This window comes from uncultured Thomasclavelia sp., assembly GCF_944324745.1.
GTDB lineage: Bacteria > Bacillota_I > Bacilli_A > Erysipelotrichales > Coprobacillaceae > Thomasclavelia.
The window spans coordinates 1-25,558 of the sequence record NZ_CALUXO010000028.1; the positions used below are offsets into that span (position 1 = coordinate 1).

Consider the following 25,558-nt stretch of genomic DNA (forward strand, 5'->3'; position numbering starts at 1 on the left):
AAAAACACTTTTAAATATATCTTCTTTGATAATTACGACTATATTATCTATTTACATGAAAAAGGCAAACTAAGAGATGTTGCTTTTGATAATCTTCAAAAGACCATCCTCTGTTCCTCTATCCATCTTGGTTACGATCTCTTTGTCTGCCCTAATTGTGGCAAAGAAACCATTGTTGCTCATACCTGCAATTCCAGATATTGTTCCAAATGTGGTGCCAAATCCAGTCAGAAACGGGCTGCTTATGTCAGTGCTATGGCTTTTAGATCTAAACATCGTCATATCGTCTTTACCATCCCTGCTCAGCTTCGTGTCTTCTTCATCAGAAACAGAGCTTTGCTTGATGGTCTTTTTGTCGTTACCAGAAATACCCTGGCCTCTCTTTTTAACGATAGAAAATATCGTAAACAAAAGCGTATCGAAAAAAAGAAAGGTATCTTTCATCATAGAAAAAATAATAAATCCCAATATCTATACAAAGATACTACTGACAATATTATCTTTGGTGCTATTGCTTCATTGCACACCTTCGGTAGACCTCTTGACTGGAATCCTCATGTTCATGTTCTGGTATGCGAAGATGCCTATGATGTAAAAAATGATACAATTAAAAATTTCTGTTATATGGACTACAAAAAATTGCGCCAAACCTGGCGATATCAATTGCTCCAATATCTTGATGAACATATTGGAAATGACAGAGAATTCAAACATCTTAAAAGATGGTTCTATCAAAAATATGAGGAGGGATTCTATGTTTATGCTCCAAAAATTGAAGATGATCAGACCAAAGATGATATTGAAAAATGTGTTCAATATATAACCCGTTATACCAGCAGACCAATAATGGCTGAAAGCCGGATAGTAAACTATGATGATGACAAGAAAATGATCCATTGGTTCTATCATCGTCATGAAGATAACAAACGTGTCGATGTCAGAGAATCTGTTTATAGTTTTCTTAACAAGGTATTGATGCACTGTCCTGAGAAGAACTTCAAGATGGTAAGATACTATGGTTTTTATTCAAACAAATCAGAAAAGACATATAACCGGATGGTAGAACTGTTTAGTCATAAATTAAAAAGAAAAGAAGAACTAAAAAAAGCCAGAAGAGCCATGATAGAAAAAAGACAAAAAGAATTACATTTCAGATACAATATGATAAAATCATTTCTAAGAGATCCATTGCTTTGTGAATGTGGAGAAATAATGGAATATCAGGAAAGCTATGATCCATTTGATGGAGACGATAGAAATGACAGGAACTATCGTAACCGTAAGATTCTCAAAGCAAGATACAGGTATGAACATAGGAAGAAGGTATACAAATGATCAATCTTAGTGATGAGGAACTAGCGGAATTATTAGGGGAACCCGAAGTAATGATACCAATGAAATGTAAACGATGTGGCTATGAAGAGAACGTACCAGAGTGGATACTGGAAGAGTTTTTAGGAGCAGAGATATATTCTGGCAAAGGAAATCATGGATACAGGTGTCAGTGTCCAGAATGTAATGGAACAATGGTTAGGAAAAAATAGTAATTTTCTAACACTTTTTTAGCTACATAAAAAATCCAACTATCACATATACCCTTATAGTTGGATTTTTTTCTTCTATCTTCGAACGAATCCAATTCCCTATATGAAAAAAAAGGATTTCTCTAAATAGAGAAATCCTATAACTACATCATTTATTGATGAGATCTTTTTCTTGCAACTGTATATGTTGTTGCAGATAAAGCCATTAAGACACCTAAACCTAACAATGCCATATCATCACCAGTTTTAACTGCTGTAGATGGATTTTTAGGTGTAGTTGTTGAACCGCTACCAGTTGATGGATTAGTTACATCAGTTGGAGTATCAACACTACCAGTACTCTTAACTTGTTGTCCTAACCAGTGCCATGCAGTTAATTCACCATCTACACATTCATTATTATCAAAGTAAATCCATGACCAATGACCGTTATATTGATAAGGTGTACCGTCAGCATTGAAGAATCTACCTGTAGTATCATGTACATCTTCAAATGCAGATACATGAATATTTTGAGCACCAGCAGCTAATAAACGTTCAATTGTAGGTTCTGCACATAATGTAGGATCTACTGTTGGATCATTTTTAGCATATGTAAACCAGATTGGCATATCTTTAATTGCTTCGATTTGTTCATCTGTAATATATTGATCTTGGAATGCTTCACAAATTGGGAATGCTGCTGCGAAATAATCAGGATATGTTAAGATCATTTCCATTGTCATATATCCACCATTTGAACATCCACCAATAATAATTCTATTTGGATCAATATCTGGATTATCAGCTACATAAGCTTCAATAAATTCCATTAAACTTTCAGTATAAATAGAACCTAAATCACCATTTTGGTAAACTCCATTACCTCCGTCCATCCACATAGTTGCAGCTTGAGGAACTAATACATAAGCACCACCAAATTCACTTTGGAATTCTTCACTTGCAAAAGCAGTTACTTCATTTCCAAGTAAATCGATATAAGAATCATTGATACCATTATTTGTACCTTCACCAGCACCATGTAACCAGATTACTAAGGCATTTTGTTTATCATCTTTTTCTGGTGTATAACTTGCATAGTTATATAATGTTCCATCGCTAGCTGTATATTTTTGATCAAGATCAAAGATTCCATCTACTTGAGGAACGATTTTTTCATCACCAGCAACATCGATATCAGCTTTAATATTAACTGAAGTCAAAACTTCACCAGCACTTGTGACTACTTCACCAGGATTTAATCTAATTGCTAGACGATAAGTTTCGCACCAGCTATTAAATCCACTAGATACACTATAAATGAATGGTGAACCTGTATTTGGATCAACATACATCTCAATTGTTACATATTTAGAATCACCATCAACAGCATTACCATTAGCATCAGAAGGATAAACTTTAGTTACTTGACGTTCTGCAGTTGCAATACCAACTTCACCAGTTGCCCAGTCAACAGTCGCTTGTTTTTCTTCTGTTACTAAGAAATCACTAGCATTTAATGAAGCAGAATCGATAACTTTATCAAATTCTACAATTGTTTTACTTACAGCTGGACCCCAATCATCTCCAATAATATAAGCAGTTTGGCTACCACTTGCTACATTATTGTCAAGTTTAGTCTGTTGTGACATCCATTGCCATAAGTTTGTACCATTTGTATCTACACATTCATTATTGTAGAAATAAATCCATGACCAGTGACCAGCATATTGATAAGGATTACCGTCTTCATCATCAAATCTACCACTAGTATCATGTACATCAGCAAAATAAGAAGTATGAACTTCAGCACCAGCTTTTTCTAATCTATCTGCTAATTCATGGCTTGTTGTATCAGGAATGACTGTTGGATCATTATCAGCATGGATGAACCAAATTGGTACATCTTTAATTGATTCAATCATTTCATCAGTAACATTAGCACTTTGAGTTGCTGGACAGATTGGATAAGCTGCAGCATATAATTCAGGATGAGCAAATAACATAGTCATTGTCATAGCTCCACCAGCAGAACATCCTCCAACGATTACCTTATTAGGATCGATATCAGGATTTTCTCTTAATAATTTTAAAACTAATTGGTAAATAGTTTCAGCACTTGCAGTAGAAGAAACACCAGATTGTCTTTGAGGTGTTAATACATAAGCACCATCCATTGCAGTTTGGAATTCTTCATCGCCCAATGCAGTTGCTTTATTAGCTAATAAAGCCATTTCAACATCATTACCTGTTTCTCCACCACCGTGATTCCAGATAACTAAAGCATTTGTATGATCATCAGCTTCAGGACTGTATAATGCATATTGAACAGTAGTGCTATCATAAGTGAAATCACCTTGTACAAAGTCTTCAATTTGAGGACAAATCTTGCCATCACCAGCAACATCAATTGTTGGTTCAACATAGATTGCACTAATTGTAACATCACCACTAGCTATAGTAGCACCATTAGCTAAATTAACATCTAATTTATAAGGATCTGCCCAGTTGTTTTGGCCATTTGCATAAACAATTGGATTACCTTCAGTTGGTGAAATATACATTTCAACTGTTACATAATTTGAATCTGTAGTTACTTTATCACCATTTTCATTAGATACATAAGCATCTAAAACAGTACGATCACTAACAGTAGTATTGCATGTTTGAACAACTTCAAAATCATCTTTATCTACTGAATCAGCATTAATAGTTTTGTTGAAAGAAATAATTGTCTTCGTAACACCAGCACCCCAATCATCACCAACTACATAGGCTTTTTGTGTTCCTACAGCTTGGTTAGAATTATCTTGGGATGCCATCCAGTTCCATAAAGTACCTGTATCATCTTGGCATAAATTATTATAGAAATAAGTCCATGACCAGTGACCATCATATTGATAAGGTTTGCCAGTATCAACTAATGATAATTCTCCATTTTCATCATCAAAGAATCTACCAGTAGTATCATGCACATCTTCAAAATATGATTCATGAACATTAGTAGCTCCCGCTTCTCTTAAACGACTTGCAAGAGGAATACTGTTGGTCTGTGGATTACATGTTGTATCATTTAAAGCATGAATAAACCAAATTGGAATATCTTTAATTGATTCAATCATTTCATCAGTAACACTGTTGCTTGAAGTTGCAGGACAGATTGGATAAGCTGCAGCATAAAATTCTGGATGATCAAATAATAATTGCATTGTAGTAGCCCCACCTGCTGAACATCCACCAACGATTACTTTATTAGGATCAATATCACTATTTTCAGCTAATACTTTATTAGCCAATTGATAAATAGCTTCATATACATCTTTCCCACCACTTCTTTGTGGCACTAAAATATAAGCACCATCCATTGCAGCTTGGAACTCATCTCCAGCTAAAGCAGTAACTTTGTTACCTAATAAATCGATTTGAACATCAGTTCCAGTTTCCCCAATACCATGATTCCAGATAACTAAAGCATTTGTATGATTATCGGCTTCAGGTGCATATAGAGCATATGATAATGTCGCATCACCGTAAGTATATGTATCAATATCAAAACCATCTAATTGAGGACAAATTTTACCGTCTCCGGCAACATCAATGACTGATTCAACATTTAATGTAGTGATTACTTCATCACCAGCAGTTAATGTTGCCCCTTCAACTAAATTAACATTTAGTTCATAAGGATTAGCCCAATTGTTCCGCCAAGTTTGACCATTCCAAACAATTGGATTACCTTCATTAGGGTTAATAGCCATTTGAATAGTAACAATATTAGAAGCTTCGTTTACTTCATTTCCATTAGCATCTGAAACATAAGCATCTTCAATTGTTCTATCACTGAAAGAACCATTTAGTCCTTGAGATACACTAAAATCACTTGGCTGTACTGAATCAGGATCAACAGTTTTATCAAGAGTAATAATTGTTTTAGTAACACCTGGACCCCAGTCATCGCCAACTACATAAGCTTTTTGAGTACCAGTAGCAGTTACACCATCAGCAGCGTATGTAGGAGTGATTGTTAACCCAAAGACCATCATTGCGCTAACTAACAAGCTTAATGCTTTTTTAGCTTTTCTAACCATTTTGTTTTTACCTCCTTTTCTTTTATATTCTGGTTATATAAGAATTATATCTTGTTAAGCGCTTTCGAAATGGTGATTTTCTTGACAAAAAAGCGTTATTTTCTCATCTTTTTTCGATATTCTTTTGGTGAGATTCCCATTTTTTCCCTAAAACAAGTATTAAATGATTTCACATTAGGAAAACCATTCATTATTGCTACATCGATAATTGGATAATCACTATTAATCAAATCTTTTTTAGCATGATTTAATCTAACTTGATTAATATAATGTTTTAATGATATATTCAGATTTTCTTTAAAAATCTTATATAAATATCCTTCAGAAATATCAAATTTCTTACTTATTATTATTGCTGATAAGTCTTCTGTATAATTGTCATTTATATATTTTAAAATCCCCATTATTCTATTTTTATATTTATTATTTTTTATACTTATATTATTTATTTTTTTACGTGCTAAATTATCTAATAACAGAAATACTAACATTTCTATATTACTAATCAATCGAATACTATTATATTGATTAGTATCATCATAATACCTAATAATTTCTAAAATTTTGCCTAAGATGATTTTATTATTCATAGTATTAGGTTGTTTAAAATAAATACTATCAATTTTTGCATAACATTCTTTTATAAAGTCATAATCAATCTGTAAGGCATAACCTTTATAATACTCTTCATTATTGTTAGGGGTAATTTTATGAATAACTTGAGAGTTGATGATATAAATTTGTCCAGCTTTTAATAATATCTCATCACCATTCACCCACAAGTTCATACTTCCATATAACGGAACTAGTATTTCAATACTACGATGCCAATGCTTTTCAATAAATTCACCCTGATAATCTTCAAAATAGAAATCCAATAATTTCGTTGGTAAACTATAATCATGTTCAATTTTCTCGTATTTAAACACTCCAGCCACTATTTTTATACTCCTATATCAAATTTACTAATATAAAATAACCTAGCATAACATAATCTATGACTAAAATTATAACATATTGTTTATAATTTCAAATAAAATTAAGCATTATTTTACATATTTAATACAAATTTTATATATTTTAACAATAATTATTCAATATTTTCGAAAAAATAAATTAAATTTTTACTTTTATTATTAAAAATAGTGGTATAATCGTCCTAGATTATGTTATTCTAAGACAATTTAGGCAAAATAAAAATGACCCGCAGGCCATTTTTCAATTTTATTTATTTACAGCATTCTTTAAAGCAGTACTAGCTTTAAAAGCAGGAGCTTTACTAGCCGCAATTGTCATTGGTTCTCCAGTTCTAGGATTACGTCCTGTTCTTTCTCCTCTTTCACGTACTTCAAAGTTACCGAATCCTTTTAAAGATACTTTTTCACCATTAGCTAAAGCATCAGTCACTACATCGACAAAAGAAGTTATTACTTTATCAACATCAGTTTTTGTCATTTCTGCATTTGAAGCAATCGCTTCTATTAATTCAGCTTTATTCATATCATTTCTCCTCTGTTTATTTTTCTATAGGAATAATCCTAATATTATTATATTACTTATTAACTTTCATTACAAGTTTTAATCAATTATTCAACAAATTCTTGATTTATTTTAGTTACAAATTCCTCAACTGCTTTTTGTGGTGTTGCCCAAGATGTTACTAATCGAATACAGTGGTGATTCTCGTCAATTTTATCCATAACATTAAAGCTAAAATCTTCTTGTAATTTAGCAATCAACTCATCATTTACAATTGGAAAGATCTGGTTTGTTGGTGAATCAACGTACATTTTAAATTTTTTCAAACCTGCCCTTAATATATCTGCCATTTTATTTTCATATTGACCAATTTGTAAATAAAGATCATTGCTGAATAGTTCCTTAAATTGGACTCCAAGCAATCTACCTTTAGCTAACATTGCACCATTTTGTTTCATATTATAGCGAAAATCTGGTTTTAATTGATCGTTTACAATAACAAGACATTCACCAAATAAAGCCCCCATCTTTGTTCCACCAATATAGAATGCATCCGTATATTTAGCTAAATCAGCTAATGATGGTGTATTGGCAACCGCTAAAGCACTCCCTAAACGAGCACCATCAACAAATAAATATAAGTTATACTCTTTACATAATTCACTGATTGCCTGTAATTCATCCAAATAATATACAGATCCGTATTCACTAGATTGTGACAAATAAACCATTTTAGGTTGTACCATATGTTCATCTGGGTGTTGTTTGACAATCATTTCAATCTCTTCTGGTGTTATCTTTCCATTTTGGTGTGGTGCCGTTAAAATCTTATGACCAGTTGCTTCTACAGCTCCAGTTTCATGAACATTAATATGACCACTATCAGCCGCAATAACTGCCTGATATGGTTTCAATGCTGAAGCAATAAATGTCGCATTAGTTTGGGTACCCCCGACCAAATAATGAACATCAACATTTTCATTTTTTAATTGTTTTTTTAATAATTCAGTTGCCTGCAAACAATATTTATCTAAACCATAACCATCAGTTTGTTCTAAATTTGTTTTCAGCAAAGCAGTCATAATTTTTGGATGAGCTCCTTCACTATAATCATTTGTGAAACTATACATAAAATCCCCCTATCTTCTTGGATATAATAATCCATATCTTAAATATAACAAATCTAAAAATGTTTTCAAAACAGTTGAACCAGAAATTGATGATTCACTGAAAGTACTTTCCTGACCTCTTACTACAATAGCCATATCAGCTTGCTTAATGACCTCACTATCAGGATTTAAAGTAATTAAAATAACTTTAGCCCCACGATTTTTTATCGAAGTAACTAAATCACCAACAGGCACCTTTCGGGCTCGTACTGATAGAACAATAGCTACACTATCCTCGTCTAATAACTCGATTCTTTGGCTATCATCTCCACGATCAGCAAAAGCATAGGAAAATTTCCCTAATTTAATTAATTTAAATTGTATATCTGAGGCAAGGATCTTATTAAATTGAAATCCAAAAAAATGCAATTTTTTAGCATCATAGATAATATCACACAAGCGATCTATTTCATGAATATCAATATATTTTTTACTTTCAATTAAAGAATCAATTGTTAAGTCATATACTAAATCGATACATTTACTAGGATCACGATGAATTGCAACCAAATCTTCTGGTTCTAATTTTATTTCATGACTTGCTTGCCGTAATCCAGCTTGAACTTCTTTTTTAAATTCTGCAAAATTATCGCATTTTAAAGCTTTGCAAAATCGCGAAATAGTTGCTGGAGATGTATAACATAAATCAGCCAACTCATTAATAGAAATATCCGGTATTTTTTCAATATTATTTAACACCTGATAACAAATAGTATAATACATATCCTGACTATAAGAAGCATTAATATATGTCAGCAAATTATATAAAATATCTACTTCACCTTTATCTGTTCTTCTAACCACATCTCTCACCTCTTTTTAATTATACACAAATTATAATTAAAAAGAAAACGGGTAAATACCGTTTCCTAATTTTTAATCATTAAAATAAGTAAACTCTAAACAATAAACTCGCTGATCAAACATTTTAGTATTAAATCCATAACAATCACACTCATCTATTTCACCAGTCCAATCATTATTTAATTGATCTAATAATGGTTTAACTTCATCTTCTGATAAATCAATGGTTATATAAAACTCGCTATGATCTTTGATAAGCTGATATGGTCGATTAGGTGAAATTGAAAAATCAGGATTTATTGTCAATAATTTTTGTTTAACCTCCAAATAATCTTGATCATTTTCACTATCAATAACTACATGTAATCTTGCTAACATACTTACCCCCTTGTTAGTATTATACATTTTATTATCTAAAGATGCAAAAAGTCAGCTTTCGCTGACTTTAATTAATAGCATCTCGACCAGTTTCACCTGTTCTGATTCTTAACGCACTCTTTAAGTCATAACTAATAATTTTACCATCTCCAGGTTTTCCGGTGAATGCGGCTTCTTTAATGGCAGCTATCGTCTTAGCTTCCCATTTTTCATCACTTACAATAATCTCAAATTTAATTTTTGGTAACATATTTACTTCTACTTCATTACCTCGAATCATTTCAGTATAACCTTTTTGAATCCCGCAACCCATTACCTGATAAACCGTAATTCCATGAACTTCAATTTGTGATAACGCTTCTTTAACATCTTCGAATTTCTCTTCACGGATATATGCCTCAATTTTAATCACTGTAACTACCTCCTAGTCTAATCCATTGAAAGATGGATATGCTGTTTCATTGTGTTCTGAAATATCTAATCCAATTTGTTCTTCACGTTTTTCAACTCTTAAAGTAGTAAAGATTCGAACAATTGCGATACAAATTAAGGTTCCAACAATAGCAATCAAAACTGTTACGACTATACTAATTAATTGAGCAATTAATAATTGAGTATCCCCAAAGAATAACCCATTCCAATTAGCTGCACCATTAATTGATGTTTGAGCAAATAGGCCAGTAGCAATACCACCCCAAACACCACCAATACCATGACAACCAAAAGCATCTAGAGCATCATCATAACCGAAATGTTTTTTAACTTTTGAAATCATTATATAACATAATGGACTGCCTACTAATCCAATAATTATTGCTGCCCAAACCGGTACAAAACCAGCACCTGGAGTAATCGATACTAAACCAACTACCAAACCAGTAACACTACCAACTAATGTTGTCTTTTTGGTCATCAAAACATCCATCAACATCCAAGATAACATTCCTGCAGCAGCTGAAACAGCAGTTGTCATAAATGCATGTACTGCTAAGCCATTTGCCTGCAAAGCACTACCAGCATTAAATCCGAACCATCCAAATAATAATAAACTAGCTCCAAGTACAACAAAAGGAATGTTATGAATGCGATAATTTGCATGATCATAATCTTTTCTTTTTCCTAATACTAAACATAATACTAAAGCACTAACCCCAGAACTAATATGAACAACATTACCGCCGGCAAAATCTACTGATCCTATTTCGGCTAAGAATCCACCATGTCCCCAAACCATGTGAGCCATTGGATAATAAACGATTATTGACCAAACGATAATGAATATAAACAAAGCTTTAAATTTCATTCTTCCAGCAACTGCTCCAGTAATTAAAGCTGGTGTGATAATTGCAAACATCATTTGAAAAGCTGCAAATGCCAGAGCTGGAATCGAATCAGCATAACTACCAGGTTCTAATCCAATACCTGTTAACCCTAAAAAACTAAAATCCCCAATTACTCCAAAGTGGTCATTACCAAATGCAAGTGAATAACCAAATAACACCCACATCACAATGCCAATACCGATAATAAACATTGATGTCATCATTGTATTAACGACATTCTTTCTACGTACCATTCCTCCATAGAAAAATGCTAATCCTGGCGTCATCAATAGGACTAATGCCGCACAGATCAACATGAATCCAGTATCACCTGTGTTAATCATATTTATTTCCCCCTTATCTATTATGATTATGACCCATAGTATATATGATAAATTATTATTACGCAAGTACTTTTTTATTATTTAGTGATAAAAATTAATAATTTGTTATTATTTTGATAAAATATTATATAAAAAAAGAATTAACCATATAAGTTAATTCTTAATTTCCATCTTTAAATTCTTCTTTATAAACGATTTAAAAGCAAAGGTATTTGTAATCGTAGTACATAAATCTGAAATTGGCTCTGCCAAAATAACCGCAAAAACTCCATTAGCTATAAAATTAGGCAACAAGTAAATCAAAGGAATCAATAAGATAATTTTACGATAGAATGCAAAGAAAAATGATCTTTTTCCAAATCCTAATGATGTATATGTTTGTTGATAAGTAGAATTAGCACCCATAATAATAAATCCAAATACATATACTCTTAACATCCAGCTAGCTAATTCAATTAATTCTGGATCATTAGCAAACATACTAACAAATAAATTTGGGAATAATTCCATGCATAAAACCCCAATTATAGAATAGGTTAAAGCAGCTTTTAAAGCTAAAGAAATTGTTTGTTTAACACGATCGTATTGTTTGGCTCCATAGTTATAAGAAATAATTGGTTGTGTTGCCTGAGCAATTCCTTCCATAGGTAATGATAATATTTGTGACATTGACATCATGATCGTCATGGAACTTACTGCAATATCGCCACCGAAAAATAATAGCTGACGATTAAAAGATACTTGTAAAATTCCTTCAGTCGAACTCATAAAAAATGGTGACAATCCTAAACCAATAACTCTTTTCATTACTGGTATATCAAATTTCAAAGCTTCTTTTTTTAATCTTAAAGTGGTCTTTTTTCCAAAGAAGAATCCCAAGACCCAGACACATGATACAAACTGAGAAATAATTGTTGCCAGCGCTGCACCAGCAACACCCATATTAAAACTATAAATGAAAATCGGATCTAAAATAATGTTTAATATACCACCTAAAAGCAATGTAAACATCCCATATTTAGCAAATCCCTGAGCATTAATAAAATAATTTAGGCCAACACTCAACTGTGCAAAAATAGTTCCCCAGCTATAAATATTTAAATATTCTAAGGCATAGCCAATAGTATTTTCACTGGCACCAAATAAAAGTAAAATATTTGTTCCAAATAAATTTAAGATAATAATAATGATAATTGAAGTTATCAGTAAACTTTTAAAACAGTTGGCCAAGATTCTTTCTGCTTCTTTGATATTCTTTTCTCCAAGACGAATTGAAGCAAGAGGAGCCCCACCACGACCAAATAAATTAGTTACTGCTGTAATTATAGTTACAATTGAAGTACATAGCCCTATACCCGCAATTGCCATTGAGCTATTAGGTAATTGACCGATATAAATACGGTCGACCAAGTTATAAATTAAAGTTGTTAATTGTGCTAAAATTGACGGTATTGCCAGTGATAATAATAATTTAGATATTTTTTCTTTCTCTAATCTTTCATTCATTGACTTACTTTCCCTCCAATATTTTGATACATTTTCATTAATATCTGATCATATAATTCTTTTTCTTGTTCTTCGATTCCTTGATAAAGCTGTTTTTTATAATTAGATTGAATCATTTGGATTTCACCAATAACTACTGTCGCCTCTTTAGTTATTTCTAACAGATTACAGCGGCGGTTATTGGGATTCGGTGTTCGATTTAAATAACCTCTTTTGACAAGTTTTTCAATTCCAATGGAAACATGTGCTTTTGATATTCTTCGGATATCAACTATCTCTTGAGCATAGTGATATTGCGGATTATTGGCTAAAAATGCCAATATATCAATTTCAATTTGAGTAATCTGATATTTTTTTTGTAACTCTTCAAATAAACTGTTATAGTACTTTAGAATATGTTCATAAATCGGTAATGTTAATGTTTTCATGCCCAGCCTCCAAATAGTTTATTTTTTAACTATTATATATTAAACTGTTTAAATATTCAACTATCCATCAGTGATTTTCACAATAAGAAAAAAACTATACAGCCAAGCTGTATAGCTTAATAACGATCTTCTTCGTATTTAATGATTTCACCAGTATTAGCATTAACCTCGATATCATATTCAATATTATCTTTGATAATCTCAATTTCATATTTTAAAATACCATCATCATAATCAAGTTTACATTTTATTAAATTTCCGCCACCACCAATGTGGTCACTAGCAATTTGCTTTGCCCGATCTTCACTAACTGCCGCCTCTAAATTTTGACCATCAGTAGTTTGACCACCATATTCATCGTCCTTTTCCTTTTTAACGATATCACCAGTTTCACCATCGATTTCCAGATCATATTTTTCATTATCAGTTATAATTTCAAATTCATAGTAAGTTCTACCATCATCATGATCTTGTTTTGATTTAATTACTTCACCATTTACTTCTTTTAAAGCAATCTCTTTAGCTTCATCTAGCGACATAATATTGTTGTTTCCTTGACATCCAACTATCAATAATCCTAATAATACTAATCCTAATATTTTTTTCATCCTGTTCACTCCTGTTCACTAATAAATATTATTATAAATTCTGTATATTCCCCGACTTCACTAATAACTTTAATTGGATAATGATAAACATTACATATTCTTTTAGCAATAGCTAAACCCAAGCCAAAATTATTATTATTTTGGGCTCTTGATTCATCGACCCGATAAAAACGATTGAAGATATGCTCTATTTTATCCTTTTCAATTCCAATTCCATAATCTTTAACTTTCAAATAACGATCATGATAACTGATGCATATTCGTTTAGAATCATCACGTGAATATTTAATAGCATTATCAATCAAAATAATTAATAACTGTTTTAAATGTTCTGGCCGCATCCATATCTGCTGGTCATCATGAAGATCAAAACGAAAATCGAACTCTGGATGTACTTCCTTAAAATTATTAATTAACTCGGCTACGATAGCCTCAATATCTGCTGGTTTATCACATTGAATCTTCATCTCACGAGTTAAATGTAGTAGTTCATTACATAACTGAGCTAATCTTTCAACTTCACTATGAGCAACATCTAAAGCATCATCTAAAACCACTGGATCGTTTTTCCCCCAACGTTGTAGCATTTCTAAATTTCCTTTAATGATTGCCAGAGGGGTTTTTAATTCATGGGACGCATCACTTACAAATTGATTTTGCTGAATCAAAGCATTTTCAGCCTGGCTGATAGTTTCATTAAATTCACGACCCAGTTTGGCCAATTCATCATTTCCCTCAATTGGTAAACGGTGACTAAAACCTTCGTTTTTGATTTTTTGAACGTTATTAGTAAATTGCTCAACGGTCTTTAAAAATTGCTGGCTAATAACAATTCCGCTAAAAATACTAGCAACTAATGCCACTATTAATAGGATAACCAATAATAAAATAATTACTCCAGCTACTGGTATCGCCAAATCTTGATCCATAGCATAAATACGACCAATAATTAATAAGTAATAAGTCATGTAAATAATTAAAATGACACTAAATAATACAATAACACTCATAATTATTAATGATGTTGAACTGATTAACTGAAAGCGAAAAGTTTTCTTTTTCATCCTAAACGATATCCTACACCACGAACTGTTTCAATAGGAATTTCTTTCATCTTATTACGTAAATAACGAATATATACTTCTACTACATTAGTCGAAACTTCGCCATCATAGCCCCAAACTTGATCAAGTATATCATTACGTGAAACAACTCTACCGCCATTTTTAACTAACAATGTCAATAAATCAAATTCAGTTGTCGTTAAAACAATCAACTGACCTTGATAGTAAACTTCTCGTTTATCCATGACAATTAAGACATCCCCATAACTGTATTCATTACTTGAATTTAACATCTTAACTCGTCTTAATAGAGCATTTATTCGTGCCAGTAATTCTTCCATTGCAAAAGGTTTGGCCAGATAATCATCGGCACCTACTTGCAGACCATTTACACGATCCATAACTTCATCACGAGCGGTTAACATTATTATTGGTGTCTGTTTTACTTCACGCAAGCGACGACATAATTCAATTCCATTAATTCGTGGCAGCATTAAATCTAACAAAATCAATTCATAATCATTATCTAACGCTTTATTTAATCCAGTTTCTCCATCAAATGCCTGCTCACATTGATAACCACTATGAGTTAATTCTAATTTTAGTAAATTCGACATATTTTTTTCATCTTCAATTATTAAAATAGCCATCATATCACTCCTTATATTCAAAACCAATGATTCTGCTAGTTTTAGCACTGATATCCACTTCAATCTGCTCTTGATTTTGATCTTCTATTATTATTTCATAAACAATCTCTAAATCCTCATATTCCACTTCAGACGAAATTATCGTTCCTGGAAATCGATTTAAAGCAATTGTATGGGCTTCACTTCTCGAACAATTAATATTATTCAATGTTGTGTTAAGGATGTATATTCCCGATGAGACAATTAATACAATTACCAGTATTGCCAAAACTATCATCTGTTTACGATACTTTAATAATTTATCCATCATCGATACCTCCTTTTCTACATCTATATCATAACGCATTTTCAGCTATTTTTGCTTAAAAACAGCTAATAAAATTATGAGAATTTTCTCATAAATAAAAACTGCCTAAGCAGTTTTAAACTAAATAATTAACAATAAATAAGATTAATAAAGGTACCATCAAAAATATACCACTTTTAATCAAAAAACGATCATCATTATAATTATCGATACAATCCATAATCTTTTGAGTAGAAATAAAATGTGATAAAAAATTTCGAAACCGATAACCACAACAAATCCCTACCCCAATAATTCCAAAAATCAAATAGCAGGCATTCAAACAATTAAAGGACATCACTCCAGCTATTCGCAACAATAATAAATAAATCAAAACTAATAAATAAATACCATAAATAAATACAATTCCCTTCATTTCCCAATCACTTCCTTATTCATATTATAGCATAACAACTATTAAAAATCTGTTTACTTAATAATTTTTTAGAATCTAAATAATATAAATAATTTAATATTCGCCTTTTTCACTCATAATAATTGTCTTTTTTTGTTTTTTAGATATAATGGAAACTATGAAAAAGATTAGATATTTTATTCCCATGTTTATATGGATGCTTTTTATTTTTTTGATGTCACAAACAAACGGTAATGACTCTAGCTCTCAAAGTAATTTTATTGTTGATATTATTATTAAAATCATCAATATCGATCATGATACCTTGTCACTCATTGTCAGAAAATGTGCACATTTTACGGAATATACAATTTTAGCATTCCTTATTTACTATGGATTAGCTAAAAACCAAGTAAACAATAAATCCATACTGCTATATACAGTACTAATTACATTTGCCTATGCTTGCAGTGATGAATTTCATCAGTTATTTATTAATGGTCGTAGTGGACAATTCAAAGATGTTTTGATTGATACTTCTGGTGTCATCTTTATTTGTTTATGGCATTATTTAAAGAAATCTAAATCATAGATTTCTTTTTTGCATAAATAATCATTATAATAGCATACTATAGTTGGGTGAATAATTATGGATGATGATATTAAACTACTAAATTATATTTATCAAAATTCGCAAATGGGTGTAGACACAATTAGCCAATTGATCGATATTGTTGAAAATCCCCGTTTTAAAAGATATTTACAAAAAAAATATCATGGTTATCAAAAATTTCATTTAAAAGCCAAACGTTTGCTCCATCAACACGGTTATGATGAACGTGGGATTAAAAAAATCGATCAGATCAAAACATATTTAATGATAAACATGCAAACATTAACTGATCATTCTTCCAGTCATATTGCCAAAATGTTAATGGTTGGCAGTAGTATGGGAATAATCAATACAATTACTACCGTAAAAAAATGTCATAAAGCTAAAAAAGAAATTATTAAATTAATGCGAAAATTAAGAAAATTTGAAGAAGAATCATTTAACGACTTAAAACTATTTTTATAAAGTAAAAAAAGGAATCGTGTGATTCCTTTTTAAATTAATCATTATTAAATTCCAAATAATAAATCAATGTAGCTAGGAACTGGCCAGTATTCATCATCAACCAATGTTTCAATAGTATCAGTAGTTGCTCTTAATGCTTGCATTTCACCGAAAACATTGTCACGCCATGCTACTGCTTGTTCAAAAATTTCAGCATCCATCGCTTGAGCATCAGTAATATTTTTATCTAATGTTTCCATTTGATCTTTCATAGTTTTGATCAAACCTGCTAATTTATTAGCATCATCTGTTAAGAATTCAACTGGAACTCCAGCTTCTTTAGCAGCCACAATTTCAGAAGAAACTTTACTTAAATAATCACAAACTGCAGGATAAAGTTGTGTTCTAGCCATTTTTAAAGCAGTTAAACCTTCAACTTGGATGGTTTTAATATAGTTGTCTAATAGGATTTCATAACGAGAACCCAATTCTACTCGACTATAGACACCTAAACGATCTAACATTTCTAGGTTCTTTTCGTCTTTTAAACATTTTAAAGCATCAACAGTGTTTTTATTATTTGGTAATCCGCGTCTTGCTGCTTCTTCTTCCCATTCAGCAGAATATCCGTCACCATTAAAGATAATACGTTTATGTTCTAAAATAAATTCTTTTACTACATCATCAAAAGATTTACCTGATTCTAAGGCATCAGCCATTTGATTCATTTCTTCTGCTAAAATAGCATTTAAGATCGTATTTGGACCAGCAATTGATTGACTAGAACCAACAGCACGGAACTCAAATTTATTTCCAGTAAATGCAAATGGTGAAGTACGGTTACGATCAGTTGTATCTTTAGAGAATGTAGGTACTACTGAAACCCCAGTTGCAAAACGCCCGCTATCAATTTTATTAATCTTTTTACCTTCACAAATTTCTTCAATTAAATCATTTAAATCTTCACCAATGAACATTGAAATGATTGCAGGTGGTGCTTCGTTAGCTCCTAAACGATGATCATTTCCAGCACTAGCAATACTCATTCTTAATAAATCAGCGTATTCATCAACCGCTTTAATAGTACATGCTAATGTTGCTAAGAATGGTTTATTTTCAACCGGATTGCTACCAGGATTAAATAAATTAATTCCTGTATTTGTAGTAACTGACCAGTTATTATGTTTACCAGAACCATTAACACCATCAAATGGTTTTTCATGTAGTAAACAACGTAATCCATGTTGTTTAGCTACATCTTGCATAATTTGCATTAATAAGTGGTTATTGTCACTAGTAATATTTACTTTTTGATATACGCAAGCAACTTCATGTTGGGCAGGCGCAACTTCGTTATGTTTAGTTTTTGAAGGAATACCATATTTCCATAACTCACGATCTAAATCCTTCATAAATGCAGAAACTTTACGTTTAAGACTTCCAAAATAATGATCTTCTAATTCTTGACCTTTTGGAGCCATGGCACCAAATAAAGTTCTACCAGTTAATTTTAAATCCATACGATTTTGATAATCTTCATCACGTACTAAGAAATATTCTTGTTCAGCACCAACTGAAGCAGAAACGCTTGTTACTCCTTCAACTCCAATCAACGGTAACAAACGACATGCTGCATTTGATAAGGCATCACACGATCTAAGCAATGGTGTTTTCTTATCTAATGCTTCACCTGTATATGAACAGAATAAAGTTGGGATATATAAAGTACCATCTTTAACGAATGCAGGTGATGTACAATCCCATGCAGTATAACCTCTTGCTTCAAAAGTAGCTCTTAAACCTCCAGAAGGGAAAGATGAAGCATCTGGTTCACCTTTTCTTAAAGTTTTACCACTGAATTGTAAAACAGCTTTGCATCCTTCAGGTTCTAAGAAAGCGTCATGTTTTTCAGCAGTTAATCCAGTCATTGGCATAAACCAATGAGTAAAATGTGTAGCTCCATGTTCTAATGCCCAAATTTTCATTGCATTAGCAATTACTGTTGCACATTCTTTAGATAACTCTTCACCTTTATCTAAAGATTCATGAAAAGCTTTATAAATAGATCTTGGAATTCTTTCTTTCATTGTATCATCATTAAAAGCTAAGATTCCGTAATCTTCTAATAACTTATTCATATCTTCCATTCTAAGTTCCCCCTTGTTTTTCTCACAACCATATATCTAATATATGCTTTGTATGCCGTTATTATACAGTTAGTTTTTTGTAGTGTCAACACCAAAATAATATTTTTTTATTATTCTAATAATATTTAATCATCACTGTTTTATTTTCGATAATAAAAAACAAGTAATGATTTTTGATTATAACATTATCACTAAAATAAACAATATTTTCCGATAAATTAAATAAAAAAAAGGTAATCTAAAAAGATTACCCAAATTACTAATTGTTAAATTCTTGACTTTTAACTTTCTTTGTTTCTTCTTTCATACGACGACGGCGTTTCTTTTCATATGAATGATGAGTAGCGGCATATTCCTTAACTTGCACATGAATACGTTTGTTGATTCGAACAATTTCTTCTACAAATTTCATTCTATCTTTTGGGGTTACCACAATTCTCTTTTTCCCACCAGTATATAATTCAAGAGCATGAGGACTAGTTATAATTTTTGTCATCTTAGGAACTGGATCACAAATAGTCTCGCATGTAAGCAAATTAATTTCTTTATCTTTTCCTAAACGACGGTTGATAACCAAAGTTCTTCTTTCAATCGTATATTTATAAGGACGAAACAAATTGAAATAAATAACAATTGCGATTCCTACAATTAAGACAACGATTGCACTTTGAATTGAGCCAAAAATAAATTGAATAACAATATAAATAATATAAAATATCTCAAAATATAAGATCGCCGGATTTAATGCCCGCTTAAATTCTACTTTTTTCATAACAACCTCTTTTCTAATACTCAATATTATAGCGTACCTTTTATATTATATCAATTATAAATTATTAGATCAGAAATTTATAATTGATATAACATTAAGGAAAAGAAAGACGGAAATTCCGTCTTTCCTTGATTAACATTATTTTTATTATTCTGCAGCTTGTTTGTTTTGGAATCTTTCGTAAATAATTACGAATGGTGAATAGATTAAGATTGATACTACCAAAACAATTGCTTGAGAAACAGCACCCATGATATTAGCACCAGTTGTTAAGAATCCGTGAAGAATTGGAGGACAAGTCCATGGAGTATTGATAACTGCTTTTGGACAGAATCCAATTACTGTTAAGATATAACCGATAATGATTGTAATACATGGAGCAAATACAAATGGGATACCTAAGATTGGGTTTAATACCATTGGGATACCAAATGTAACTGTTTCATTGATATTGAATAATGCTGGAACTATAGAGATACCTGCGATTGTACGGTTATCTTCACGTCTACCAAATACTAAGATACCGATAACTAAACCGATTGTAACCCCAGAACCACCAAATTCACCGAACATTTGTAACCATGCCATTGCGAAAATGTGTAATTCATCACTATAAGCATCATTTGTTTTAGAGAATGTTTCGATATTTTCTAACATTAATGGAGTAAATAATGCTTCTTTAACAGCTGATAACATGTTGTTACCATGGATACCTACTAACCAGAATAACATGATTAAGATATAGATAATCATAACACCAGGAACAGTCGCACCGATATTACCTAAAGGACCTTGAACGTAAGTAGAAATTACGTCATTCAAATATAATCCAGTAGCCATTTCAACAACACGTCCGATAACTGCAATGATAATAATTGCAATACATGCAGGAATTAAAACTTCGAATGCACGAGCAACACCAGGTGGTACTGATTCAGGCATTTTTAATTTTAATTTATCAACTTTACGTAATGCACAGAAGATTTCTACTGATAAAATACCAATGATGATACCAGTAAATAAACCTGTTGCACCAAGTGGAGTAGCACTAAGTCCACTGAAAGGATCAGCAGCACCTTCAATAGTATAACTGTTTTGAGTAACAGCTAACCAAGATGCAAGACCGAATAACCCTGCGAAGTATCCAGTTTCACCATTAGATTCACCAATTTCTTGAGCGATACCAAAAGTAACACCAACTGTGATACATGAAATTGTAGCAAATTGAATTGCTGAGAATGCTGGGTTAATGAATTCTAATGCCATGATTGGTTTCCAGAATAGACCTAACCCAGAATCTGCGTTTACTAATACGTTACACCATAAAACCCCAATTGCACCAGCAATAGTTAAAGGCATGAAGTTTTGGAACGCATTTTTAATCGCAGATAAATACTTGTTTTGTCCGCACCACGCACCAACGCGGCCTAAGACATCTGCCATTTTGTCCATATATTTTTTCCTCCCTTAAAATATCTATTGACAATATAAGTATAGAATTTAATTAGCAAAAAGTCAATGCTTTTTCTAATTAAAAGTACCATACTTTTAAAAATAAAACCGGCATCGTCTAAAAAAACATCGGTATATAGCCGATTTTTTACCGCTCTTATTTTGTAAAAAAAAAATTGAAACGCTTACAAATATAAGCGTTTTACATGGCTACCGTGACTGTCTGCAACTCAAAATCTTTATAATGAAACCGAGAAAATGAGTATTCAAAAATCACTCCAGTACTTAAATATGCAACTTGTTCAACTTCAAAGTATGGTTCAGTTTCTTTTAAACCAAGATACTCTTGTTCTAACGGAGATGATAAATGCCCACGAACCTTTTTATGAGCGCTTTGGATTTTTAATTTTAAATCTTTTTCGATGTATCGATAAATCGATGTTTGCAAATGTTCTAATTTTAAATTTGGTATTATTGATATTGGCATATAGATAATTTCTATTGCATATGGTTTGCCATCAAGTTTCCTAAATCTAATGATATGATATACAAACGAACCTTCTTCTATTTGCAATTTTTTCGATATATGTTCATCGCTAGGAATAACTTCAAAAACAATTACTTCTGTTTCGATATCTTTAATTCCTTCATATCGTTGTGTTAACCCTTTTGTAAAAAGATTGGCTTTATTAGGTGTATCAGAAGATGGATCATAATCTTTTACGAAAGTTCCTGCCCCTCGCCTTCTAATAATCAGACCTTCTTTAACTAAAATATCCAGAGCTTTTTTCATTGTTTCTTTATTACAATGATATGTTACACATAATACATATTCATATGGGAGCTTTTGTCCATAGGTATACTTGCCACCTTTAATCTTGGATCTAATATCATCTGCAATTTCGATGTATTTTACCATGACATCCCTCCTAGCAGCTCTTTATTTAAAAATACCATACTTTTAATAAATTTGCACGGACTTTTTAATTATTTATAGTAATAGTTATTGATTAACTCAATTATTTGTATTTTTAATTAGTTATAAAAACGAAAAAGCCTCCCTAAGAGGCTTTTGCTATTGGCTATTTAATTATTTTCCATCAATAACTTTGATGGCTGCTTTTAAAACATTTTCACCATTCATCATTCCGTAATCACGCATTTCGATTACTTCTACTGGTGTAGTTGTTTTAGATTTCAAACCTTTTAATTCATGACGAACTTGTGGGCCTAACATGATTACATCCCATTCATCTAATTGGTTTGCAGCATCTGTGATAGGTAATGCCAAGATTTTAGCATCAATACCATCAGCTTCAGCAGCTTTTTCCATTCTTTGAACTAACATGCTTGTAGACATACCAGCATTACATACTAATAAAATTTTGTACATATATTATATCTCCTTTCACAACATCTTATGTAATTATATTATAACATTTTATTTAACATTTGCTAATAATTTTGCTTCACTTTATTAAACCTTAATTAAATATTGAAAAAAATTTCTCAGTTAATCCATTCTTATTCTTTTTACAACAGTTCCATCAAACTCTTTAATTATAAATTCATCATTTTCATAAATACCATAACTATTATTCCCCTCTTTAGGTAAAGAAATTGATGAAGGGTTTAAAATATATATCCCATTTTCATATTTAGCAACTGGTTTATGAATATGACCATAAACAAAAACATCACCCTCATTTAAATACGGTAATTTTTCTTCACTAAAAATATGACCATGGCTCAAAAAGAAATGATGCCCATCTACATCAATTGTTGCGTAATCGGCCATCATCGGAAAATCTAGCACCATCTGGTCGACTTCCGCATCACAATTACCACGAACTGCAATAATCTCTTTTTTTAATTCATTTAACATCTTAATTACCTGTTTTGGAGCATATTCTTTAGGTAAATCATTTCGTGGTCCGTGATAAAGCAAATCGCCTAATAAAATCAATTTATCGGCTTTTTCTTGTTCATAAGCTGCTACTGCTTTTTTAGCATAATAAGCTGAACCATGAATATCAGATACAAACATTAATTTCATTTAATTTTCCTCCACTGGATAACGTACTATTGTTTTTAAATCTTCCTTAGCGGTTTTTCTGGGATCATTTAAATATATTTCATGATGAAAGCCACTCAGTTTTAAATTAGCTACTGTAATGTATTCCATTATTTGTTTAGTTGAATTTATTTCCGTATTATACGGTCCAATATGTAACATCTGTAAACACTGTCCCTCTTCAAATTCTTTTAAATAAACATCCAGAATCAACAGCTCGTTGGTCTTTTTTAATAATTTTATTTTAGCTTCTTCAAGCATTTCGTTAGTCAAAATATCTAATTGAGGAATTAATAATGTATATTTTATCATTTTCTTTCTGGTAACATCAAAATGGCTATTATCATACGTATCCCAAATGCCCTCAAGCTTAGCACCACAATAATTAATATCATGCTGGTGATAAAGTTCTTTTAAAACTTTATTTAACTCTTGTAATAAAACAGATTTTTTTTGAAAATCTAAAACAGTGGGATTACCAACCCCATCAATTGCAATATATTTTAACTTAGGGACAACTAAACGACTTATTTTCCCCGTTTTTGCTCGATATAACTTCGAATATTCCTTTTTAATATCGTATTTTATCATCGCCTCATCTCCCGTCTTTAATTATTATATAACTTTTAGTCAAAATTTCTACCTAAAATTATCTTCCACAAAAAAACAGCATCCTACCTGGATGCCAGTTTTTTATCGAAAATCTTTTTTATTTTAGCCTTAGTAGCAATTCCCTCATGCAACTTTAAATTACCATCAAATATTGTTGGAACATAGTAATAATCATATGAATTAGCTAATTCTACTTCCAAAGCCTCATCAATTACTTCAATTTCTAACTGTTGATAACGCGGATCTTCCTTTTTTAATTCAGCAATCCACTTTAACGCTTCTTGGCAATAAGGACAATCTTTTAAAACAAATAATTTCATCTTTAAGCCCTTCTAATTGTTTTGATTACAACAGGGACATTTGGCATATCCTGAAAATTACGAGCTACATTAGCAATTTTATCAACCACATCTAATCCTTCCGTTATCTTTCCAAACGCTGCATATTCTCCATCTAGATGTGGTGCCGCTTCGTGCATGATAAAAAATTGTGATGACGCAGAATCAGGCACCATAGTACGAGCCATTGATAAAACACCACGAGTATGCAATAACTGATTGTCAAAACCATTGCTGGCAAATTCCCCTTTAATACTGTCAGCTTCATGATGGTTGTAACTAGCATCATACCCACCACCTTGGATCATAAATCCTGGAATTACTCGGTGAAAAATTAGCCCAGCATAAAAATCTTCATCTATCAATTTTAAAAAATTAGCAACGGTAATCGGTGCAACTTCCGGATACACTTCTCCTTTCATTACATCGCCATTTTCCATTTCAATTACAATATCAACTTTTTCCATCTTATTCTCCTTTATCGACTATTCTTGCATCAATTATTTCATTTTTAACTTTACGATCTTTTCTTTTCTTATTTAAAAATAAGAATAACAAAATTAATGCTGCTAAAACAGCTAAAACCACAATTATCGAATTAACAAGCTTAAATTGATAAGCAGTAGCTACAATTAAACATAAATTTATTATCTCAAAAGTACCAGAAAGCTTTTGACGTCCATTGACTAAAAAATTCAAAGCCAGTGCGGTACAAACAAACATCCCAATTACTAATGCTACTTCCACCAGAATTCCTCCTTTTTTTAATCATATCACGTTTTATCAAAAAGAAGCAATATTTGATTTATCACTACATCCGTTTCAACATTTTCATAACGTCGTTTCTAATTCTTTTCTATATATTAAATGCATCCCCCTAATATGATTACAGCTTCAAACAGTAACCGATTTTTCCATAAACAGCACACATTCCACAAACAATAACCGGAAGCACACCAATATAATTCATACAATATCATCAATGTAAAAGCAATAAATAACTATATTAATTAAATAAAAATTTCATAAATAATAAAATCTT

28 protein-coding genes are annotated in these 25,558 nt (G+C 31.5%); 3 read left to right on the forward strand and 25 right to left on the reverse strand.

Translation table 11 applies throughout. From position 1 onward, the window contains the following. A partial coding sequence (locus tag Q0K54_RS02755) for a transposase (protein ID WP_294578319.1) occupies window positions 1–1,335 on the forward strand: 1,335 nt, incomplete at its 5' end. 361 nt (window positions 1,336–1,696) lie between these two features. Here Q0K54_RS02755 and Q0K54_RS02760 read toward each other — a convergent pair. The 15 genes from Q0K54_RS02760 to Q0K54_RS02830 form a co-directional block, all read right to left on the reverse strand. Then, a complete protein-coding gene (locus Q0K54_RS02760) occupies window positions 1,697–5,611 on the reverse strand; it encodes a prolyl oligopeptidase family serine peptidase (protein ID WP_294578320.1) in 3,915 nt (1,304 codons plus the stop codon). 95 nt (window positions 5,612–5,706) lie between these two features. Next, window positions 5,707–6,549, reverse strand: a complete 843-nt coding sequence (locus tag Q0K54_RS02765) for an AraC family transcriptional regulator (protein ID WP_294578321.1) — start codon at window positions 6,547–6,549, stop codon at window positions 5,707–5,709. A gap of 286 nt (window positions 6,550–6,835) precedes the next feature. Beyond that, on the reverse strand, window positions 6,836–7,111 hold the full coding sequence (locus Q0K54_RS02770; protein ID WP_294578322.1) for an HU family DNA-binding protein: 276 nt from the start codon (window positions 7,109–7,111) through the stop codon (window positions 6,836–6,838). Window positions 7,112–7,197: 86 nt separating this feature from the next. After that, on the reverse strand, window positions 7,198–8,220 hold the full coding sequence (locus tag Q0K54_RS02775) for a low specificity L-threonine aldolase (protein WP_294578323.1): 1,023 nt from the start codon (window positions 8,218–8,220) through the stop codon (window positions 7,198–7,200). Window positions 8,221–8,229: 9 nt separating this feature from the next. Beyond that, a complete protein-coding gene (locus tag Q0K54_RS02780) occupies window positions 8,230–9,063 on the reverse strand; it encodes a MurR/RpiR family transcriptional regulator (protein ID WP_294578324.1) in 834 nt (277 codons plus the stop codon). 72 nt (window positions 9,064–9,135) lie between these two features. Then, the gene (locus Q0K54_RS02785) at window positions 9,136–9,441 is read right to left on the reverse strand and encodes a hypothetical protein (protein ID WP_294578325.1); all 306 of its coding nucleotides are present in this window, start codon (window positions 9,439–9,441) and stop codon (window positions 9,136–9,138) included. 67 nt (window positions 9,442–9,508) lie between these two features. Next, window positions 9,509–9,853 (reverse strand): P-II family nitrogen regulator, encoded by a 345-nt coding sequence (locus Q0K54_RS02790; protein WP_294578326.1) that lies wholly within the window; start codon window positions 9,851–9,853, stop codon window positions 9,509–9,511. Between the two features lie 12 nt (window positions 9,854–9,865). Beyond that, window positions 9,866–11,107: an ammonium transporter gene (locus tag Q0K54_RS02795; protein ID WP_294578327.1), complete on the reverse strand. Its 1,242-nt coding sequence runs from the start codon at window positions 11,105–11,107 to the stop codon at window positions 9,866–9,868. A 153-nt stretch (window positions 11,108–11,260) separates the two neighbouring features. Further along, a complete protein-coding gene (locus Q0K54_RS02800; RefSeq protein ID WP_294578328.1) occupies window positions 11,261–12,613 on the reverse strand; it encodes an MATE family efflux transporter in 1,353 nt (450 codons plus the stop codon). Further along, a complete protein-coding gene (locus tag Q0K54_RS02805; protein WP_294578329.1) occupies window positions 12,610–13,041 on the reverse strand; it encodes a MarR family winged helix-turn-helix transcriptional regulator in 432 nt (143 codons plus the stop codon). Before Q0K54_RS02805 ends, Q0K54_RS02800 begins: the two co-directional genes overlap by 4 nt. A 116-nt stretch (window positions 13,042–13,157) precedes the next feature. After that, on the reverse strand, window positions 13,158–13,649 hold the full coding sequence (locus tag Q0K54_RS02810) for a PepSY domain-containing protein (RefSeq protein WP_294578330.1): 492 nt from the start codon (window positions 13,647–13,649) through the stop codon (window positions 13,158–13,160). 5 nt (window positions 13,650–13,654) lie between these two features. After that, window positions 13,655–14,713 (reverse strand): cell wall metabolism sensor histidine kinase WalK, encoded by a 1,059-nt coding sequence (locus tag Q0K54_RS02815; RefSeq protein WP_294578331.1) that lies wholly within the window; start codon window positions 14,711–14,713, stop codon window positions 13,655–13,657. Further along, a complete protein-coding gene (locus Q0K54_RS02820; RefSeq protein ID WP_374011444.1) occupies window positions 14,710–15,363 on the reverse strand; it encodes a response regulator transcription factor in 654 nt (217 codons plus the stop codon). Before Q0K54_RS02820 ends, Q0K54_RS02815 begins: the two co-directional genes overlap by 4 nt. Window positions 15,364–15,367: 4 nt before the next feature. Then, window positions 15,368–15,670 carry a PepSY domain-containing protein gene (locus Q0K54_RS02825; protein ID WP_294578333.1) on the reverse strand — a complete coding sequence of 101 codons (303 nt, stop codon included), beginning with the start codon at window positions 15,668–15,670 and terminating at the stop codon, window positions 15,368–15,370. A gap of 115 nt (window positions 15,671–15,785) precedes the next feature. Continuing rightward, window positions 15,786–16,085, reverse strand: a complete 300-nt coding sequence (locus tag Q0K54_RS02830; protein WP_294578334.1) for a hypothetical protein — start codon at window positions 16,083–16,085, stop codon at window positions 15,786–15,788. Between the two features lie 157 nt (window positions 16,086–16,242). On the opposite strand from Q0K54_RS02830, the gene Q0K54_RS02835 reads away from it, so the two are divergent. Both Q0K54_RS02835 and Q0K54_RS02840 read left to right on the forward strand, forming a co-directional pair. Continuing rightward, window positions 16,243–16,656 (forward strand): VanZ family protein, encoded by a 414-nt coding sequence (locus tag Q0K54_RS02835; RefSeq protein WP_294578335.1) that lies wholly within the window; start codon window positions 16,243–16,245, stop codon window positions 16,654–16,656. A 57-nt stretch (window positions 16,657–16,713) separates the two neighbouring features. After that, window positions 16,714–17,142: a hypothetical protein gene (locus Q0K54_RS02840; RefSeq protein ID WP_294578336.1), complete on the forward strand. Its 429-nt coding sequence runs from the start codon at window positions 16,714–16,716 to the stop codon at window positions 17,140–17,142. Between the two features lie 44 nt (window positions 17,143–17,186). Here the strand turns inward: Q0K54_RS02840 and Q0K54_RS02845 are convergent, their stop codons facing one another. The 10 genes from Q0K54_RS02845 to Q0K54_RS02890 all read right to left on the reverse strand — a co-directional run bounded on the left by Q0K54_RS02845 (window position 17,187) and on the right by Q0K54_RS02890 (window position 25,263). Then, on the reverse strand, window positions 17,187–19,268 hold the full coding sequence (locus Q0K54_RS02845; protein WP_294578337.1) for a glutamine synthetase III: 2,082 nt from the start codon (window positions 19,266–19,268) through the stop codon (window positions 17,187–17,189). Window positions 19,269–19,527: 259 nt separating this feature from the next. Next, window positions 19,528–20,040 carry a PH domain-containing protein gene (locus Q0K54_RS02850; RefSeq protein WP_294578338.1) on the reverse strand — a complete coding sequence of 171 codons (513 nt, stop codon included), beginning with the start codon at window positions 20,038–20,040 and terminating at the stop codon, window positions 19,528–19,530. Window positions 20,041–20,187: 147 nt separating this feature from the next. Beyond that, complete coding sequence (locus Q0K54_RS02855; protein WP_294578339.1) at window positions 20,188–21,492, reverse strand: PTS sugar transporter subunit IIC; 1,305 nt, start codon at window positions 21,490–21,492, stop codon at window positions 20,188–20,190. Window positions 21,493–21,694: 202 nt separating this feature from the next. Next, entirely contained in the window at window positions 21,695–22,411 is a 717-nt protein-coding gene (locus Q0K54_RS02860) for a GntR family transcriptional regulator (RefSeq protein ID WP_294578340.1), read from the reverse strand. A 171-nt stretch (window positions 22,412–22,582) separates the two neighbouring features. Then, on the reverse strand, window positions 22,583–22,885 hold the full coding sequence (locus Q0K54_RS02865) for a PTS sugar transporter subunit IIB (protein ID WP_294578341.1): 303 nt from the start codon (window positions 22,883–22,885) through the stop codon (window positions 22,583–22,585). Between the two features lie 120 nt (window positions 22,886–23,005). After that, on the reverse strand, window positions 23,006–23,548 hold the full coding sequence (yfcE, locus tag Q0K54_RS02870) for a phosphodiesterase (protein WP_294578342.1): 543 nt from the start codon (window positions 23,546–23,548) through the stop codon (window positions 23,006–23,008). Beyond that, window positions 23,549–24,157 (reverse strand): GyrI-like domain-containing protein, encoded by a 609-nt coding sequence (locus Q0K54_RS02875; RefSeq protein WP_294578343.1) that lies wholly within the window; start codon window positions 24,155–24,157, stop codon window positions 23,549–23,551. An 83-nt stretch (window positions 24,158–24,240) separates the two neighbouring features. Beyond that, window positions 24,241–24,498 (reverse strand): glutaredoxin, encoded by a 258-nt coding sequence (locus Q0K54_RS02880; RefSeq protein ID WP_294578344.1) that lies wholly within the window; start codon window positions 24,496–24,498, stop codon window positions 24,241–24,243. Window positions 24,499–24,500: 2 nt separating this feature from the next. Beyond that, the gene (locus tag Q0K54_RS02885) at window positions 24,501–24,983 is read right to left on the reverse strand and encodes a peptidylprolyl isomerase (RefSeq protein ID WP_294578345.1); all 483 of its coding nucleotides are present in this window, start codon (window positions 24,981–24,983) and stop codon (window positions 24,501–24,503) included. A 1-nt stretch (window position 24,984) separates the two neighbouring features. Then, a complete protein-coding gene (locus Q0K54_RS02890) occupies window positions 24,985–25,263 on the reverse strand; it encodes a hypothetical protein (protein WP_294578346.1) in 279 nt (92 codons plus the stop codon). Window positions 25,264–25,558: the final 295 nt, after the last annotated feature.

Bases quoted from the DNA above. Each gene is read 5' to 3' on its own strand.
- Q0K54_RS02805 (WP_294578329.1), bottom strand. From the start codon at position 13,041: ATGAAAACATTAACATTACCGATTTATGAACATATTCTAAAGTACTAT.
- Q0K54_RS02875 (WP_294578343.1), bottom strand. From the start codon at position 24,157: ATGATAAAATACGATATTAAAAAGGAATATTCGAAGTTATATCGAGCA.
- Q0K54_RS02825 (WP_294578333.1), bottom strand. From the start codon at position 15,670: ATGGATAAATTATTAAAGTATCGTAAACAGATGATAGTTTTGGCAATA.
- Q0K54_RS02885 (WP_294578345.1), bottom strand. From the start codon at position 24,983: ATGGAAAAAGTTGATATTGTAATTGAAATGGAAAATGGCGATGTAATG.
- Q0K54_RS02810 (WP_294578330.1), bottom strand. From the start codon at position 13,649: ATGAAAAAAATATTAGGATTAGTATTATTAGGATTATTGATAGTTGGA.
- Q0K54_RS02820 (WP_374011444.1), bottom strand. From the start codon at position 15,363: ATGGCTATTTTAATAATTGAAGATGAAAAAAATATGTCGAATTTACTA.
- Q0K54_RS02800 (WP_294578328.1), bottom strand. From the start codon at position 12,613: ATGAATGAAAGATTAGAGAAAGAAAAAATATCTAAATTATTATTATCA.
- Q0K54_RS02770 (WP_294578322.1), bottom strand. From the start codon at position 7,111: ATGAATAAAGCTGAATTAATAGAAGCGATTGCTTCAAATGCAGAAATG.
- Q0K54_RS02760 (WP_294578320.1), bottom strand. From the start codon at position 5,611: ATGGTTAGAAAAGCTAAAAAAGCATTAAGCTTGTTAGTTAGCGCAATG.
- Q0K54_RS02860 (WP_294578340.1), bottom strand. From the start codon at position 22,411: ATGGTAAAATACATCGAAATTGCAGATGATATTAGATCCAAGATTAAA.
- Q0K54_RS02785 (WP_294578325.1), bottom strand. From the start codon at position 9,441: ATGTTAGCAAGATTACATGTAGTTATTGATAGTGAAAATGATCAAGAT.
- Q0K54_RS02835 (WP_294578335.1), top strand. From the start codon at position 16,243: ATGAAAAAGATTAGATATTTTATTCCCATGTTTATATGGATGCTTTTT.
- Q0K54_RS02840 (WP_294578336.1), top strand. From the start codon at position 16,714: ATGGATGATGATATTAAACTACTAAATTATATTTATCAAAATTCGCAA.
- Q0K54_RS02845 (WP_294578337.1), bottom strand. From the start codon at position 19,268: ATGGAAGATATGAATAAGTTATTAGAAGATTACGGAATCTTAGCTTTT.
- Q0K54_RS02775 (WP_294578323.1), bottom strand. From the start codon at position 8,220: ATGTATAGTTTCACAAATGATTATAGTGAAGGAGCTCATCCAAAAATT.
- Q0K54_RS02815 (WP_294578331.1), bottom strand. From the start codon at position 14,713: ATGAAAAAGAAAACTTTTCGCTTTCAGTTAATCAGTTCAACATCATTA.
- Q0K54_RS02865 (WP_294578341.1), bottom strand. From the start codon at position 22,885: ATGTACAAAATTTTATTAGTATGTAATGCTGGTATGTCTACAAGCATG.
- Q0K54_RS02795 (WP_294578327.1), bottom strand. From the start codon at position 11,107: ATGATTAACACAGGTGATACTGGATTCATGTTGATCTGTGCGGCATTA.
- Q0K54_RS02880 (WP_294578344.1), bottom strand. From the start codon at position 24,498: ATGAAATTATTTGTTTTAAAAGATTGTCCTTATTGCCAAGAAGCGTTA.
- Q0K54_RS02850 (WP_294578338.1), bottom strand. From the start codon at position 20,040: ATGAAAAAAGTAGAATTTAAGCGGGCATTAAATCCGGCGATCTTATAT.
- Q0K54_RS02855 (WP_294578339.1), bottom strand. From the start codon at position 21,492: ATGGACAAAATGGCAGATGTCTTAGGCCGCGTTGGTGCGTGGTGCGGA.
- yfcE (WP_294578342.1), bottom strand. From the start codon at position 23,548: ATGAAATTAATGTTTGTATCTGATATTCATGGTTCAGCTTATTATGCT.
- Q0K54_RS02830 (WP_294578334.1), bottom strand. From the start codon at position 16,085: ATGAAGGGAATTGTATTTATTTATGGTATTTATTTATTAGTTTTGATT.